This is a genomic window from Saccharothrix sp. AJ9571 (assembly GCF_021725495.1).
Lineage (GTDB): Bacteria > Actinomycetota > Actinomycetes > Mycobacteriales > Pseudonocardiaceae > Amycolatopsis > Amycolatopsis magusensis.
Genome location: NZ_CP091382.1, coordinates 7,038,748 through 7,056,801, shown reverse-complemented (window position 1 = coordinate 7,056,801; position 18,054 = coordinate 7,038,748). Strand labels below are relative to the sequence as shown.

The window sequence follows — 18,054 nt, the reverse complement described above, 5'->3', positions numbered from 1 at the left end:
GGGTTGCGTCCTCACTGGTCTTGGTGGTCGCCGGACGCGAGGAGTTCGAGATCGCGCAGGATCTTCTCCTCGACCGTCTCGGCCAGCGTGGCCACGGTGCGGGCGGTCAGGACGTCGCGCGGGGTCAGCCGGATGTCGAACACCGCGCTCGCCTGGGACGCGATGTGCAGGCTCCGGATCGAGTCCCCGCCGAGGTCGAAGAAGTTGTCGTCCACGCCGACGCGCTCCAGGCCGAGCACCTCCGCCCAGATGGCCGCGACGGCGTGTTCGGTTTCGGTCTCGGGCGCGGTGTACTCCCTGCCCGCGTCCGCGAGGCTCGGCGCGGGCAACGCGCGCCGGTCGAGCTTCCCGTTGATGTTCAGGGGAAGCCGGTCGAGCACGACGAACGCGGAGGGCACCGAGTAGTCCGGCAGCGTGCGGGCCAGGAACGTCCGCAGTTCCGTCACCTCGGGTGCCACCGCTTCCGGCACCACGTAGGCGACGAGCACCTTGCTCCCCGGCTGGTCTTCGCGGACGAGGACGGCGGCCAGCGCCACGGCCGGGTGCTCGGCCAGCGCCGCTTCGATCTCGCCCGGCTCGATCCGGAAGCCGCGGAGCTTCACCTGCTGATCGACCCGGCCGAGGAAGCGGATCTCGCCGTCGGCGGTCCACGCCGCGACGTCACCGGTGCGATAACACCGGGACCCGGGTGGCCCGAACGGATCCGCGACGAACCGATCAGCCGTCAACCCGGGAGCGCCGAGATACCCGCGTGCCACACCAGCGCCGGACAGGTACAGCTCCCCTGGCACGCCCGGTGGCAGCGGGGACAGGTCCGGCCCGAGCACATGGGCGCGCATCCCGTCCAGCGGACCGCCGATCGGCAGCACGTCGGGCACCGCGGCCGAACCCGCCATCAGCCGCGCGGTGGCGAAGGTGGTGGTCTCGGTCGGCCCGTAGACGTTCGCCACCCGCAGGCCGGGGCAGTGGTCCAGCACCCGGCGCACCGCGGCCGCCGGCACGATGTCCCCACCGGTCCAGACCTCGTGCAGTCCGGCGAAGCAACCAGGCGACTCCTGGGCGAGCACGCGGAACAAGCCGATGGTCATGAACACGCCGGTGACCCCGTGCTCGGCGATCACCTGCCGGAGGACGTGCGCGTCCACCTCCTCCGGCGGCGCGACGACCACCTGGCCCCCGCTCAGCAGCGGCACCCAGATTTCGTAGGTGGTCGCGTCGAAGGCCAGCGGCGAATGCAGGAGCACCCGCTCGTGGGCGCCACCGGCGAAGCGGTGCTCGGCCGCCAGCGCGACCACGTCCCGGTGCCGGACGGCGACTCCCTTCGGCGCTCCCGTCGAGCCCGAGGTGTACATCACGTACGCCAGTTGCTCGGGCTCCACCACCACGGCGGGCTCGTGGTCGGGCTGGTCGTCCACTCGGGACACCACGACCAGGTGCCCGTCGTGCACCCCGTCGAGCGTGCCGAACCAGGTTTCGTCGGTGACCGCGAAATCCACGCCCGTGAGCAACCGGCGCAGGCGGTCGGCCGGAGCCCGCACGTCCAGCGGGACGTAGGCACCACCGGCCTTGGCGATCGCGAGTTCGGCGACCACGACCGCCGTGGACCGTTCCAGCATCAGCCCGACCCGGTCCTCCTGGCGCAGGCCGAGCGTGAGCAGCCGGTGGGCCAGCCGGTTCGCGCGCCGGTCCAGTTCCGCGTAGGTCAGCGCCTCGCCGTCCGCCACGACCGCCGTCGCGTCCGGCTGGGCCCGGACCCGCTCGGCGAACAGCTCGGGCAGCGACCGCGCCGGCGGCCCGTCACCGGTGGCGTTGAACTCCCGCACCACCAGTCGCTCTTCTGCGGCGCTGAGCACCGGGACCCGGCCCAGCGGCCGGTCGGCGTCGGCGACCAGTTCCCGCAGCAGCAGGAGCAGCCGGCCGGCGAGGCCGGTGACCGTGGCGGTGTCGAACAGGGCGGGGTCGTAGCCGACCTCCACCGACATCCGCTCACCCGGTGACGCCACCACGGTGAGGCCGAAGTTCGTGGTCTCCAGCGCGGACAGCCCGCGCAACCGCAGAGCGTTCCCGGTGTCGTCCTTGATCGGGTAGTTCTCGAACACCACCAGGCTGTCGAACAGGTTCGTGCCGCCCGGCAGCCCGGCCCAGTTCTGCAGGCTGGTGAGCGGCACGAAGTCGAAGCCGCGGGCTTCGGCCTGTGCGGACTGCAGCTCGTGCAGCCACCGCACCACCGTCGCTCCCGGGTCCACCTCGACCCGCACCGGCAGGGTGTTGATGAAGATGCCCACGATGTCGTCCACTTCGGGCAACTCCGCGGGCCTGCCGGAGACGGTCGCGCCGAACACCACGTCGCGCCGCCTGCTGTAGGTGGACAGCAGCAGCGCCCAGGCGCCCTGGAGCACGACGTTGACGGTGAGCCCGTGCCGCTTGACGAACTCGTCGAGGTGCGCCGTTTCGTCCTCGTCCAGTGAGAACGGCATCCACTCCGCCGAGCACGACTCGTGTGCCCGCGCCGGTGTCCGGTCGTAGGGCAGCGGGGTCGACGACTCCAGGCCGTCGAGTGCCCGACGCCAGAACCGCTCGGCCTCGGCGCGATCCCGTCCGCCCAGCCATTCCAGGTAGTCCCGGAACGGCGGCCGGGGCGGCAGTGGCTGCCCGGAGCAGGCGGTGAACACGTCGGTGAGCACGGTGAACACGCTCCAGCCGTCCAGCAGGACGTGGTGGAAGGTCCACAGCACCTGGACTTCGGTCGCCGACAACCGGGCCAAGGTGACCCTGGTCAGCGGCGCCCGCGCCGGGTCGAGCCCCTGCGCGCGGTCCTCGGCCAGCAGTTTCCGCAGTTCCTCCGCCCGTTCGGTGTCCGAGAGAGCGGACCAGTCGAGGTACTGGACGGGCAGCGTGACGCCGTGGTGCACCACCTGCACCGGCTCGGCGACGCCGTTCCACACGAACGAAGTCCGCAGCACCGGTGTGCGGTCCACCACTTCCCGCCAGGCATCACCCAGTGCGGCCAGGTCGGTGGCGCCCTCGACCACGAACGTCGCCTGCTCGAAGTACAGCTCGGGCTGCGAAAGCGTGTGGAAGAGCATGCCGCTCTGCATGGGGGTCAGTGGGTAGATGTCCGCGACCGAGCGCCCATCTCCGGCCAATCGGTCGACCTGTGCCTGATCAAGCCCGGCCAGCGGGAAGTCGGCGGGGGTCCGGCCACCCGCGTCCGGCTGTGCGCAGTGTTCGATGATCCCGCGCAACGCCGCCAGCAGCGCGTTCGCCAGTCGGTTCATCGTGGACTCGTCGTGCAGGTTCGCCGAGTAGGACCAGGACACCGCCAGCTCGTCCTGCTCGACGCTGGCCACCACGTCGAAGGTGTGCGTCCTCGGTGCGGCGGGGTCCACGTCCCCGCCCAGGCTCCCGTGGAACGCCTGGTAGAGCCCGTCCACCGTCCAGTCGAAGCGGCCGAGGTAGTTGAAGCTGACCTGCGGGAAGAGCTCGGGCGCGGTGCCGGCGAGGTAGCGCAGCGCACCGTAACCGATGCCGCGCCGGGGCACCGCCCGCAGGCGTTCCTTGGCCGACTTCAGCGCCGCGCCCCAGTCCGGCGGCGACTCCAGCGCGACCGGGAACATGCTGGTGAACCAGCCCACCGTGCGCGAGGTGTCCACGTCCTCGAACAGGTCCTCCCGGCCGTGGCCCTCCAGATCGACCACGGTGGTGCCGTCGCCGGTCCACTCGCCCAGCACCCGGCCGAGCGCGGCGAGCAGCACGTCGTTGATCTGGGTCCGGTACACCTCGGGCACGTCCTGGAGCAGTGCCCTGGTCCCGTCCCGATCGAGCCGCACGGTGACCGTGCGTGCCGAATCGTGGGTGTTCGGGCCGTGGCGGTCCACCGGCAGCCCTGCTGCTGGACGCGGCACGGCCCGCCAGTGGACCAGTTCATCGTCGAACCCGCCCGCCGCGGTGTGCTCGGCGAACCGATGGGCCCAGTCGCGGAAGGAGGTGGTCTTCGGGCCCAGCCGGCCACCGCGGTAGGCGGTGTCCAGGTCTTCGAGCAACACCCGCCACGACACCCCGTCCACCACGAGGTGGTGCGCGGCCAGGAACAGCAGCGGCCTGCCCTGCTCGGTCCGGGACAACCTCGCCGCCAGCAACGGCCCGTGCCGCAGATCGAAGTCCACTTCGGAGGGTTCACCGGGCTGCAGCACGTCCTCCCCGGTCACCGGTGCGTTGTGCTGGACCCAGCGGCCGTCTTCCTGGTCGAACCGCAGACGCAGCGCGTCGTGGTGTTCCAGCACCGAGGCCAGCGCCCCGCACAGCGCCTGTTCGTCGACGTCCTCGGCGAGTTCGACCAGCACGGACTGGCTGAAGCGCTCGGGCTGATTCCGGAAGTACCAGTGCTGGATCGGGGTGAGCGGCACGGCGCCGGTCACCGGGCCCTGCTCGGCGTGAGTGCGCGCCGGGCCCTGCGCGTTGGCGGCCAGCGCACCGAGCGTGGGATAGCGGAACAAGTCCTTGGGCAGCAGGTTCAGCCCCGCCCGCCGGGCCCGCGACACCACCTGGATGCTCAGGATCGAGTCACCGCCGAGTTGGAAGAAGTCGGCCTCGACACCGACGTCGCCGACGCCCAGCACCTCGCTCCAGATCGCGGCGAGCGTGCGTTCGGCCTCCGACCGCGGGGCCGTCCACTCGGTGGCGGCTTCCGTGAAGTCCGGGGCGGGCAGGGCGCGGCGGTCCAGTTTCCCGTTGGTGGTCAACGGCAATCGGTCCAGCACGACGATCGCGGAGGGCACCATGTAGTCCGGCAGCTCCCGCCCGAGGAACTCCCGCAGTGCCGCGGTATCCGGCTCGCTCGACGCCGAGACCACGTAGGCCACCAGCCGTTTGACCCCTGGCTGGTCCTGCCTGGCGACTACCGCCGCCTGGCTGACGACGGGGTGTGCGGCCAGCACTGCTTCGATCTCGCTCGGCTCGATCCGGAAGCCGCGGATCTTGACCTGCTCGTCGACCCGTCCGACGAATTCCAGTTCCCCGCCGGCGGTCCAGCGCACGACGTCACCGGTGCGGTACATCCGCTCCCCAGCCCGGAACGGGTCGGCGAGGAACCGGTCGGCCGTCAACCCCGGCTCGCCGAGGTAACCGCGAGCCAGCCCCTTTCCGGCCAGGTGCAGCTCGCCGGGCACACCGGGTGGCACCGGCCGCAGGGCGCGATCGAGCACGTAGACCCGCATGTTGTCCAACGGCGAGCCGATCGGCACCACCTCCGGCACGGCGTCCGCGGCGGACATCGGCCGCGAGGTCGCGAACGTGGTGGTCTCGGTGGGCCCGTAGCCGTCCACCACGGTCACCCCGGGGCAGGCCCGCAGCACCCGGCGCACCGACTCGGCAGGCACCACGTCTCCACCGGTCCACACCTCGCGAAGGCCCGCGAAGCACTCGGCGTCCTCCTGCGCCAGCAGGCGGAACAGGCCCGCGGTCAACCACAGTCCGGTGATCCCGTGCTCGGCGACCGCCCGGCGGAGCACATCGGCGTCCACCTCACCGGGCGGGGCGACCGCCACGCGCCCACCGGTCAGCAGCGGCACCCACAACTCGTAGGTGGACGCGTCGAAGGCCTGTGGTGAGTGCAGCAGCACGCACTCGTGCGCGCCGGTGGCGAATCGGCGGTCGAAGGCCAGTGCCACCACGTCACGGTGCCGGACCGACACGCCCTTCGGCACGCCGGTGGAGCCGGAGGTGAACATGACGTAGGCGAGGTTGTCCGGCCGCGCCACGGGCAGTGCCACCTGCTCCCCCGGCCGCTCGCCCACCACCACGTGTCCGGTGTGGACACTGCGGCTGAGGCCCTCCCCCGCCGGATCGGTGATCACCACCCGGGTTCCCGCCTGGGCCAAGAGCAGCCGAAGCCGTGCCTCGGGAGCGCGGGCGTCCAGCGGCAGGTACGCCGCGCCCGCTTTGACGATCGCGAGCTGGGCGACCACCAGCTCGACCGACCGCCGCATCAGCAGGCCGACGACGTCCTCCACGCCCACACCCAGCTCTACGAGGTGCCAGGCGAGCCGGGTCGCCCGTTCGTCCAGTTGGGCGTAGCTCAGCTCGACGCCACCGGAGGCCACCGCGGTGGCGTCCGGTGTGCGCCGCGCCTGCTCCTCGAACAGCCCGGCAATCGTGCCCCGTGGAACCGGATTCGCCGTGTCGTTCCACTCGACGAGCACCTGGCGCCGTTCCTCGTCGGTGAGCAGGTCGATCTCGTCGAGCGAGCAGGAGGCGTTCTCGCCGAGGTTGCGGAGGATGTCACCCAGTTGCCGGGCCATCCGCTGGGCCGAGGTCCCGTCGAACAGCTCCGGGTCGTAACCGAAGTCGATCGACAACTGCTCGCCGGGGGACGCGACCACGCTGAGCGGGTAGTTCGTCGTCTCCACCGCGTCCAGCGCCCGCAGCCGCAGACCGTGCTCGGCGGCGGCTTCGTCGTTGATCGGGTAGTTCTCGAACACCACGATGCTCTCGAAGAGGTCGGCCCCAGCGGGCACCCCGCTCCAGCTCTGCAGCCGGGTGAGCGGCAGGTGCCCGTGGCGGCGGCTTTCGACCTGTGCGGCCTGGAGGTCCCGCAGCCAAGCCATCGTGTTCGCGGTGCCGTCGACCGCGACGCGCACGGGCAAGGTATTGATGAACAGGCCCGCGATGTCGTCCGCGCCCGGCAGATCCACCGGACGGCCGGACACCGTGGTGCCGAAGCAGATGTCCCGGTCGCCGCTGTAGCGCGCGAGCAGCAGCGCCCAGGCGCCCTGGACCATCGTGTTCAGGGTGAGCCCGGCCCGTTGGGCGGTGTCCCGAAGCGCAGTGGTCGCCTCTTCGTCCAGGTGCAACCGGAGCCACTCCGACGAGCTGGAGCTGTGCGCCCGCGCAGGCGGGCGGTCGAACGGCAGTCGCGCCGGGGCGGTGAGGTCACCGAGCACGGCTCGCCAGTGCTGCGCCGCGAGCTCGTCGTCCTGGTCGGTGAGCCACCGGACGTACTCGCGGAACGGCTGCCGGTGCGGCAGCGCCTCGGGTTCGCCGGTGGTCAGCGCGGCGTGGCAGGCGAAGACGTCGGAGAGCACGCGGAACACGCTCCAGCCGTCCAGCAGCACGTGATGGAACGTCCACAGCAGACGGACCTCGGTGTCGGAAAGCCTCGCCAGCACCAGGCGCAGCAACGGGGCTTCCGCCAGGTCGAGCCCCTGCGCGCGGTCGTCATCGACCACTCGCCGCCAGGCTGCCTCGCGCTCAGCCTCGGAAAGCGCTCGCCAGTCGTGGTGGGTGATCGGCACCCGGACGTTCCGCCGCACCTCCTGGACGGGTTCGGCCACGCCTTCCCAGATGATTCGCGTCCGCAGCACCGGCGTCCGGTCGGCAACCCGCTGCCAAGCCCGTGCGAGGACCCCGGGATCGGTCACCCCGTCGAGCACGAACGCGACCTGTTCGAAATAGAGCCGCTCATCACCGTTCGAGAGGGTGTGGAACACCATGCCGGCCTGCATCGGGGTCAGCGGGTAGAGGTCTTCCACCGACCGGTCGGCCAGCTGGTCCACGGTCGCCTGGTCGAGCCGGGCGAGCGGGAAGTCCGACGGGGTTCGACCCCACGCACCGGCCTCGCAGTGCGCGATGATCTCGCGCAACGCGGTGAGCAGGGCTTCCGCCAAGCGGGTTATCGTGCCTTCGTGGTGCACGCCGTCGGCGAAGTACCAGGTGAACTCCAAGCGGTCGTCCTCGACGCGGCCGACCACGTCCAGCAGGTGCGGCCGCGCCGAGCGCGGGCTTTCGGCGGACTCCAGCCTGCCGGAGTTCTCGTCGAAGCGGCCCAGGTAGTTGAAGCTGACCTGCGGATCGATTCGAGGCGCGGTTCCGGCGAGGTAACGCAGGGCGCCGTACCCGATGCCGCGCCTCGGTACAGCCCGCAACTGCTCCTTGACCGACTTCAGCGCCGTGCCCCAGTCGTCGGGGACTTCGAGCGCCACCGGGAACAGCGTGGTGAACCAGCCGACCGTCCGGGACAGGTCGACCCCATCGAACAACTGCTCCCGGCCGTGGCCTTCGAGGGTGACCAGGACGCGCTGCTCACCGGTCCAGTCCCGCAGCACCCGGCCGAGTGCTGTCAGCAGGACGTCGTTGACCTGCGTGCGATACGCCTCCGGCACTTCACGCAGGAGAGCCGCGGTTTCCTGCTGGTCGAGGTGGGTGGTCACCTCGCGCACCGCGCCAGCCGTGTTGGGCCCATCGCCGTCCACCGGTAGTGCGGTGGACCCGGCCAGGCCGCGCCAATGGTCCAGTTCGTCGTCGAACCGCCCGGCTGCGGTGTGCTCGGCCAGCAGGTCCGCCCACTCCTGGAAGGAGGTCGTCCTGGCCGGAAGGTCGATGGGCTCACCACGCCGGGCTTGGCGGTGGGCGCGGTGGAAGTCCTCCAGCAGCACCCGCCAGGACACGCCGTCGACCACGAGGTGGTGCACCGCGAGGGTGAGTTCTTGTCCGGAAAGGACGGCCCGCAACATCGGCCCTGTCGCCAAGTCCGCCTCGAAGGAGTCGCGGAGCGGGTCGGCGGTTTCCACGGTGGCGTTGTCCTGCCGCCACTCCTGGTTGATCCGTTCGAACCGCATCCGAAGCGCGTCGTGGTGCTCGACCAACGCGGACAACGCCGCTCGCAACGCTTGCTCGTCCACCGGCTCGGCCAACCACACCTGGACACGCTGGTCGAAGTGCCCGGGGTCCTCGGTCTGCGTCTCGAAGAACCACCGCTGGGCGGGCGTCAGCCGGACTGCCCCGCTCACCGGCCCGCGCTCGACCGCGGCTTCGGTGGGCGTCACCGAGATCGCCAGTGCGGCGATCGTCGGATGGGTGAACAGGTCACCGGGCAGGAGATTCAACCCGGCTTGGCGAGCTTGGGAGACGACCTGGATGCTCAGGATCGAGTCGCCGCCCAGGCCGAAGAAGTTGTCCTCGACCCCGACCTGGTCCACGTTGAGTACCGCAGACCAAATGCGGGCCAGCTCGATCTCGACCGGTGTCCTCGGCGCCACATACCGCATGCCGGTCTCCACCCGCCCACCCGGCGCAGGCAACGCCCGCCGATCCAGCTTCCCATTCCCCGTCAACGGCAACGCATCCAACGACACGAACACCGCAGGCACCATATGCCCCGGCAACGTCCTCCCCAAAAACTCCCGCACAGCAGCGGACCCCGGAATCACCTTTCCTGGAGGCGCGACAAGATATGCCACCAGCCGGTGCGTCCCCTCCGACTCCTGCGCCACCACCACCGCCTCAGCCACATCCACATGCCCCCTCAACACAGCCTCGATCTCACCCAACTCGACCCGGAACCCCCGAATCTTCACCTGATGATCAACACGACCCACATACTCCAACTCACCACCCACCGACCACCGCACCACATCCCCCGTGCGATACATCCGCGCACCCGGCCCCCCAAACGGATCCGCCACAAACCGGGAAGCCGACAACCCCGGCCTGTTCAAATAACCACGCGCCAGCCCAGCACCCGCCACATACAACTCACCCGCCACCCCCGGCGGCAACAAACCCAACCCCCCATCCAGCACATACACCCGCAAATCCGGAATCGGCACCCCAATCCCCCCACCACCATCCCCCAGCAACCGATACGTCACATGCACCGTCGTCTCAGTAATCCCATACATATTCACCAACGCCGGAACCCCCGCACGCCGCTCCAACCACGGCACCAACCGGCCCGGATCCAACGCCTCACCACCAAAAATCACATACCGCAAAGCCAGCTCACGGTCATCATGCACCAACCGGTAGAACGCCGACGGAGTCTGATTCAACACCGTCACCCCCTGCTCAACCAGCAACCCCACAAAATCCTCCGGCGACCGCGCCACCTCCTGCGACACCACCACCAACCTGCCACCATGCACCAACGCCCCCCACAACTCCCACACCGAAAAATCAAACGCATACGAATGAAACAACGTCCACACATCCGACTCATCAAACCCGAACCACCCCCGCGTCGCCTCAAAAAGACGAGTCACATTCCCATGCGACACCATCACCCCCTTCGGCCTCCCCGTCGAACCCGACGTATAAATCACATACGCCACACTCCCCGGATCAACCCCTACACCCGGATCCGCATCCGGATAACCAGCCGTATCATTCACCGATTCCAAAGAATCCAGAACCACCACGGGCTCGGCATCGGCCAGCATGCCTTCGATCCGAGCAGCCGGATAAGCAGGATCAATCGGCAAATAACCGGCGCCGGACTTCAACACCGCCACCACAGCCACCACCAACTCCACCGACCGCGGCAACACCAAACCCACCAACCGCTCCGGCCCAGCACCCCGCTCCCGCAACCACCACGCCAAACGATTCGCCCGCGCATTCAACTCCCCATACGACAACCCCACCCCCTCACACCACACCGCCACCGCAGCAGGAGCACGCCGCACCCGCTCCTCAAACAACGAAGACAGCGGCACCCCAGACCCGGCAACAGCACGCCCATTCCACGACCGCAGAACAAGCTCCCGCTCAGCACCACTCACCCACGGCAACCCACCCAGCGAACGATCGGCATCCGCCGCGATACCGTCCAGCAGCACACGCAACCAGCCCGCCATCCGCTCCACCGTCGCGGCGTCGAACAGCGAGGAGTCGTAGTCGAACGCCAGTGACAGCCGGGCACCCGGATACACCACCACGCTCAGCGGGTAGTTGGTCCGCTCAGCAGCCTGCAGCTCCCGCACCCGCATGCCGGGGCCCAGTTCGTCGATCGGGTAGTTCTCGAACACCACGATGCTGTCGAACAGGTTCGTTCCGCCCGGCAGTCCGCTCCACGACTGCAACCGGTTGAGCGGCACGTGCCCGAATCGGCGTGCCTCCGCCTGCGCCGACTGCAACTCCCGCAACCACTCCACCACCCCCCGCTCGCGGTCCACGCCGGCCCGCACCGGCAGGGTGTTGATGAAAATGCCGGTGATGTCGTCCACCCCGGGCAACTCCGGCGGACGACCCGAGATCGTCGCGCCGAAGCAGACCTCGCGCTCCCCGCTGTACCGCGACAGCAGCAACGCCCACGCGCCTTGCACCACGGCGTTCACCGTCAACCGGTGGTGCTTGGCGAACTCGTACAGGCGGCTGGATTCCGGCTCCCCCAGGTCGGCGGCGAACCGGCCAGTGGCACCGGACGCCTGAGCACGCGCGGGCACCCGGTCGTACGGCAGCGGCGTCGGCGCGGAGAAGCCGGCGAGTTCCCCTCGCCAGTACTCCTCGGCGAGCCGGCCGTCCTGCCGGGCCAGCCAGGCGAGGTAGTCGCGGAACGGCCGCCGTTCGGGCAGCGCCGCGGCATCCCCGCGCATCAGCGCGGCGACGTCGGAGAGCACCTGGAACAGGCTCCAGCCGTCCAGCAGCACGTGGTGGAACGTCCACACCACCTGCACCTCGTCACCCGGCAACCGGGCGAGCACGAGCCGGGTCAACGGCGCCCGCGTCAGCTCCAGCCGCTCGGCGGAGTCCGCCGCCAGCAAGCGGCGCAACTCCTCCGCACGCTCCTCTTCGGACAGTCCGGTCCAGTCCAGGTGGGTGATCGGCAGCACCACCTCGCACTCCACCACCTGCAGCGGCTCCGGTACGCCCTCCCAGGCGATCCGGCTGCGCAGCACCGGCGTCCGGTCCACCACCCGTTGCCACGCCTCACCGAACCGGTGCGGGTCCGCCACCCCGCCGAGCACGAAGGCCAGTTGCTCGAAGTAGACCTGCTGCTCCCCCTGTGCCAGTCCGTGGAACACCATGCCCGCTTGCATCGGGGTCAGCGGGTAGACGTCCTCGACCGCACGCCCATCCCCGACCAGCCTGTCCACTCCGGACTGGTCAAGCCGGGCCAGGGGGAAGTCCGATGGCGTGCGCCCACCGGAGCCCGGCTCGGCGCAGTGACGGATGATTCCGCGCAGCGCGTCCACCAGCCCACGCGCGAGGGCGGTGATCGTGGCAGGGTCGTGCACACCCTCGGCGAAGAACCAGTCGAATCGCAGCGCACCCCCGTCGATTCGGCCGACGACGTCGAGCAGGTGCGGGCGGACCTCCACCGGGCACGCGTCCAGGACCAGATCGCCGGCGGACGAGTACGGCCCGCCTTCGGTCACCGGCAGGTCGAACTGGCCGAGGTAGTTGAAGCTCACCCGCGGTGAGATCTCCGGTGCGGTTCCGGTGAGGTACCGCAGAGCCCCGTAGCCGATGCCCCGCCGCGGCACCGCGCGCAGCCGTTCCTTGACCACCTTGAGCGCCGTGCCCCAGTCCCCGGCCGAGCTCAGCGTCACCGGGAACATGCTGGTGAACCAGCCCACCGTGCGTGAGGTGTCGACGTCGTCGAACAGGTCCTCCCGGCCGTGGCCTTCCAGGTCCACTACCACCCGGTCGCGGCCGGTCCAGTCGCACAGCACGTGGCCGAGCGCCGCCAGCAACACGTCGTTGACCTGCGTCCGGTAGCTGCCCGGCACGTCCCGCAGCAGCGCGGTGGTCTCCTGCTCGGTCAGCCGCACGGTCGCCGAACGCGCCGACGCGACCGTGCTCGGCCCGTCCCCGTCCACCGGGATCGCGGTGTCACCGGCCACCGCGCGCCAGTGGCCCAGTTCGTCGTCGAAGGCTCCCGTCGCGGCGTGCTCGGCGAGGAGGCACGCCCAGTCGCGGAACGAGGTCGACTTCGGCCCGAGATCGACGGCCTCGCCGCGCACGGCCTGCCGGTAGGCCTGGTCCAGGTCTTCCAGCAGGATTCGCCAGGACACCCCGTCGACCACGAGGTGGTGCACCGCCATCCGGAGCACGTTCCCGGACAGCGAAGCCCGCAGCAACGGTCCGCTCGCGAGATCGGCCCGCGCCGAGAACACGTCCACCGGCTCGGAAGGCGCGTTCTCCTGCTGCCACCGGCCGTCCACGTGGGTGAACCGCATCCGCAGTGCGTCGTGGTGCCCGACCAGCGCCGACAGGGCGGTGCGCAGCGCGTCCTCGTCGACGTCCGAGGCGAGTTCGAGCGAAATGGACTGGTGGAACCGCTCGGGCTCAGCGGTCTGCGTGGCGAAGAACCAGTGCTGGATGGGGGTGAGCGGCGCCTTGCCCGTCACCGGCCCGCTCGTCGCGGACACGGGGGCCGTGGTGGCCGTGGCCGCCAGCGAAGCGATCGTCTGGTGCTGGAAGAGGTCGCTCGTGGTGAGCCGAAGCCCGGCCCGCCGCGCCCGCGCGCTGACCTGGATGCTGACGATCGAATCACCGCCGAGTTCGAAGAAGTTGTCCTCGATCCCGACCTCGTCCAGGCCCAGCGCCTCGGCCCAGATCCCGGCGAGCAGTCGTTCGGTCTCCGTGCGTGGTGCGAGGTGCCGGGTGCCGGAGCTGTCGAACACCGGCGCGGGCAGTGCCCCCCGATCCACCTTTCCGTTACGGCTCAACGGCAACGCGTCGAGCACCACGATCGCCGATGGCACCAGGTAGTCGGGCAGGACGGCGGCCAGCGCCGAACGCAGCCGCACCGGATCCGCCACCGCACCGGGCGCCGGAACGACGTAGGCCACCAGCCGCTTGCGCTCCGAGTCGTCCCGCGCGAGCACGAGCGCCTCCGCCACCGCGGGATCTGCCCTCAACACGGCCTCGACTTCGGCGGGCTCCACCCGGAAGCCACGGATCTTGACCTGATCATCGGCGCGGCCGACGAACTCGAACAGGCCGTCCGCGCGTCGGCGCACCAGGTCTCCCGTGCGGTAGCACCGGCTGCCGGGCTCGCCGTAGGGGTTCGCCTGGAAGCGTTCCGCGGTGGCCCCTGGCCGGTCCCAGTAGCCGCGGGCCAGCCCCGCCCCGGCGAGGTACAGCTCGCCGATGGCGCCCGGCGGAACCAGGCGCAGCCCGGCGTCCAGGACGAACGCCCGCATGGCCGCCAGCGGCGCGCCGATCGGCACCACCTCCGGCACGGCGTCCGCCGAGGACATTGGGAACGAAGTCGCGAAGGTGGTGGTCTCGGTCGGCCCGTAGCCGTCGACCACGGTCAGTCCCGGGCAGGCGGCAAGAACCCGGCGCACGGCTCCGGCCGGCACCACGTCCCCGCCGGTCCACACCTCGCGCACGCCGGCGAAGCAGTCCGGCGCCTCCTGCGCCACCAGCCGGAACAGCCCGGCGGTGAGCCACAGCCCGGTCACGCGGTGCTGGGCGATCAGCTCGCGCAGGCGGTCGACGTCCAGCTCACCGGGCGACGCGATGACCACCTCGCCGCCGTTCAGCAGCGGCACCCACAGCTCGTAGGTGGATGCGTCGAAGGCCAGCGGCGAATGCAGCAGGACCCGCTCGTGCGCGTCACCGGCGAAGCTCGGGTCGGCGGCCAGCGCGACCACGTCGGCGTGCCGCACGGCCACCCCTTTGGGGGCCCCGGTCGAGCCGGAGGTGTACTCGACGTAGGCCAGGTTCCGGGCGTCCAGCCGCACGTCCGGGGGGTCGTCGGACTCCGCCGGATCGGCCACCGGGACGGCACGCGGGTGCACGTCCTCGGCGACCGCCAGCCAGGAGTCGTCGGTGAGCAGCAGCGCGGTGCCATCGAGCAGCCGTCGCATCCGGTCGGCGGGGGCGCGCAGGTCGAGCGGCAGGTACGCGCCGCCCGCCTTGAGGATGGCGAGGAGGGCAACGACCAACTCGGATGAGCGGTCCATCAGGACCCCGACCCGGTCCTCCGGCCGCACCCCCAGCGCGATCAGGTGGTGCGCGAGCCGGTTGGCTTTGACCTGCAGCTCGCGATAGTCGAGCCCGGTGACCGCCGGGGCGTCGGGTGTCCGGCGTGCCTGCTCGTCGAACAGATCGGGGACCGTCCTGACCGGGTCGGCGGTGCCGGCGTGCTCTTGGAGCAGCAACCGGCGATCCTCGCTGGTGAGCGAGGGCAGTTCGGCGACCGGCCGGGCCGGGTTTTCGGCGATGCCGGTGAGCAGCACCTCCAGCTGCCGCGCCAGCCGCTCGACGGTCCCGGCGTCGAACAGGTCGGTGTTGTACTCGATGGCGACGTCGAAGGTGTCCTCGCGCGGCCAGAACTCCACCACCAGGTCGAACCGCGCCGACGGGCGGGGCAGGTCCTGCTCGCGCACCCGGAGCCCGCCGACCTGGCGCGGGCGCACGAGCGGGTTCTGCAGCACGACCACGGCCTGCACGAGCGGTGTCCGCGAGGCGTCGCGTTCCGGCCGCACCGCGTCCACGACGCGGTCGAACGGCGCGTCGGCGTTGGCGAAGGCATCCAGCACGGTCTCCCGTACATCGGCGAGGAAATCGGCGAAAGGTTGCTCGTTCTCGATCCGGGACCGCAAGACCAGCGTGTTGACGAAGAATCCGGCCAGTTTCTCGAGTTCGGCGCGCTGGCGCCCGGAGACCGCGGTACCGAGCGCGATGTCCCGCTGCCCGCTGTACCGGGCCAGCAGGATCTGCACGGCGGCGGCCAGCGTCATGAACAGGGTGGCGCCGTGCTCGCGGCCCACTTCGGTGAGCCGGTGGAGCAATGGCTGCCCGAGCGGGTACCGGTGCACCGCACCTGCGGTCGTCCGCTTCGCCGGCCGGGGCCGGTCCGTCGGCACGGCCAGCGGTTCCAGGCCGTCGAGGGTGCGCCGCCAGTAGTCCAGTTGCGGTTCGAGTGCCGTGTCGGTGAGCGTTGCGCACTGCCATACCGAAAAATCGGCGTACCGGAGGGGCGGTTCGGGTGGGGTGGCGCCCGCGTAGAGGTCCACCAGCTCCTGGGTGAGGAGGCCGATGGACCAGCCGTCGGTGACGATGTGGTGCTGGCACAGCAGGAGTAGGTGGTCCTCCGCGCCGAGCCGGTAGAGCACCGCACGGGCCAGCGGCCCCTTCCGGAGATCGAACGGGCGGTTCAGCTCCTCGGCCACGGTGGCGTCCACATCGGACACCGAATCGACAACCGGGAGCGGGACTTCCGCCGTTTCCGCGATTCGCTGGATGCTCCGCCCGTTCACCTCGTCGAAGGTGGTGCGCAGCGCGTCGTGGCGGGCGCACAACTGGTTCAAGGCGCCGGCCAGCGCGGCGACGTCCAGCGGTCCGGACAGGCGCAGGCCGACGCCGGTGTTGTATTCGGCCCCCGCGTTCCCGGAGAGCTCGTCCAGGAACCACAGTCTTCGCTGCGCCGGGGAAAGCGGCACTTCGACGCCTGCCGGCACCGGCTGGATCGGCTCCGCGCCGGCGGTCCGAGGCCGGGACGGCAGGCTCTCGGCGAGCCGCTCGACGGTCCGGGCATCGAACAGAACTCTGGTGGGAAGTTCCACTCCGAACACCGCGCGCAATCGCGAAAGGGCTTGCACGCTCAGGATCGAGTCGCCACCCAGCGCGAAGAAGTCGTCCTCGGCACCGACGCGCTCGACCCCCAGCACCTCCGCCCACACCTGGGCGATCCGCCGTTCCGCATCGGTGCGCGGCTCGACGTACTGGTTCCCTTCGGCCGGGGGGCGTGGCAGCCCACGGCGATCGACCTTGCCGTTGTCGTTGAGCGGCAGCCGGTCCAGCACCACGAATGCCGACGGCACCATGTACTCCGGCAGTGAAGCCGCGGCCAGCGCACGCAAATCCGCGGGTTCCGCGCCGTCGTTCGTGACCAGGTACGCCACCAGGCGCTTGACGCCGGGGCGGTCCTCCCGCGCTACCACCACGACCTCGGTGACCTCGGAATGTCCGTGGAGGACTGCCTCGATCTCCCCGAGTTCGACCCGGAAGCCACGGACCTTGACCTGGTCGTCGGCGCGGCCGAGGAACTCCAGCTCGCCGAGCCGGTTCCAGCGCACCAGGTCACCGGTCCGGTACATCCGCTCGCCCGGCATCGCGAACGGATCGGCGACGAAGTTCTCCGCGGTCAGTCCGGGCCGCGCCCAATAGCCCCGCGCCAGCCCGGCTCCGGCGATGTGCAGCTCACCCGGCTCACCGTCGGCCACCGGATCGAGCGCCGCGTCCAGCACGTACAGCCGCATCTCGTCCAGCGGCCGCCCGATGGGCAGTTGCTCCGGCACCCCGGTGGACGGCACGCGGTAGGCGGTGGCGAAGGTGGTGGTCTCCGTCGGCCCGTATCCGTCGACCACGGTCAACCCCGGGCAGTGCTCGAGCACCCGCCGGACCGACGCCGACGGCACCACGTCCCCACCGGTCCAGACCTCTCCAACCCCGCGGAAGCACTCCGGGGCCTCCTGCGCGACGACCCGGAACAAGCCCGCGGTGAGCCACAGCGCCGTCACCCCGTGCCGGGAAAGCACCTGGCGCAGGTCCTCCACCCCGAGCTCTCCCGGTGGCGCGACCACCACGGTGCCGCCGCGCAGCAACGGGACCCACAGTTCGTAGGTCGACGCGTCGAAGGCGGGCGGCGAGTGCAGCAGCACCCGCTCGTGCGCGTCCCCGGCGAACCGCGCGTCGGCCGCCAGCGCGGCCACATCGCGGTGCCGCACGGCGACGCCCTTGGGCTTGCCGGTCGAGCCGGAGGTGAACATGACGTACGCGAGCTGGTCGGGGTGGACGGCAAGCCCGGGATCCTCCGCGGACTCGGCCGCCAGCGTCGGATCGGTCACCAACTGGTGTGGTACGCCGGGAAGTCCCGGCTGGCCCCGATCGGTCACCAGTACGGAGATCCCCGCTTCAGCCAGCACCCGGCGCAGCCGCGCTTCCGGAGCCCTGGCGTCGAGCGGGACGTAGACCGCGCCGGCCTTGGCGATCGCCACCTCCGCGACGGCGACCTCGGCCGATCGCTCCACCAGCAGCCCCACGCGATCCTCGTCCCGCACGCCGAGCTCTCGCAGGCGGTGCGCCAGGCGGTTGGCCCTGACGTCCAGCTCCCGGTAGGTCAGCGAGGCGGCGCCGGTCACCGCGATCGCATCCGGTGTCCGCGCCACCTGGCGGGCGAACAGCTGCGGTAGTGCCGTGGTTTCTCTTGCGGTGTCCTGCACTGTCATGGATCGGAGGCCTTCCGGGCACACGTCGAGGACCGCCGGGCTCGCTCGAGCGCGGCGAAAGGGAGAGGGGTAGCGCGAGGTCTTGCCGGCG

At 70.6% G+C, this 18,054-nt stretch carries 1 protein-coding gene; it reads right to left on the bottom strand.

Features of this window, described 5'->3' with window-relative positions; translation table 11 throughout:
• Window positions 1–11: 11 nt before the first annotated feature.
• Window positions 12–17,957, bottom strand: a complete 17,946-nt coding sequence (locus L3Q67_RS32215) for a non-ribosomal peptide synthase/polyketide synthase (protein WP_499191693.1) — start codon at window positions 17,955–17,957, stop codon at window positions 12–14.
• Between the last annotated feature and the right edge of the window lie 97 nt (window positions 17,958–18,054).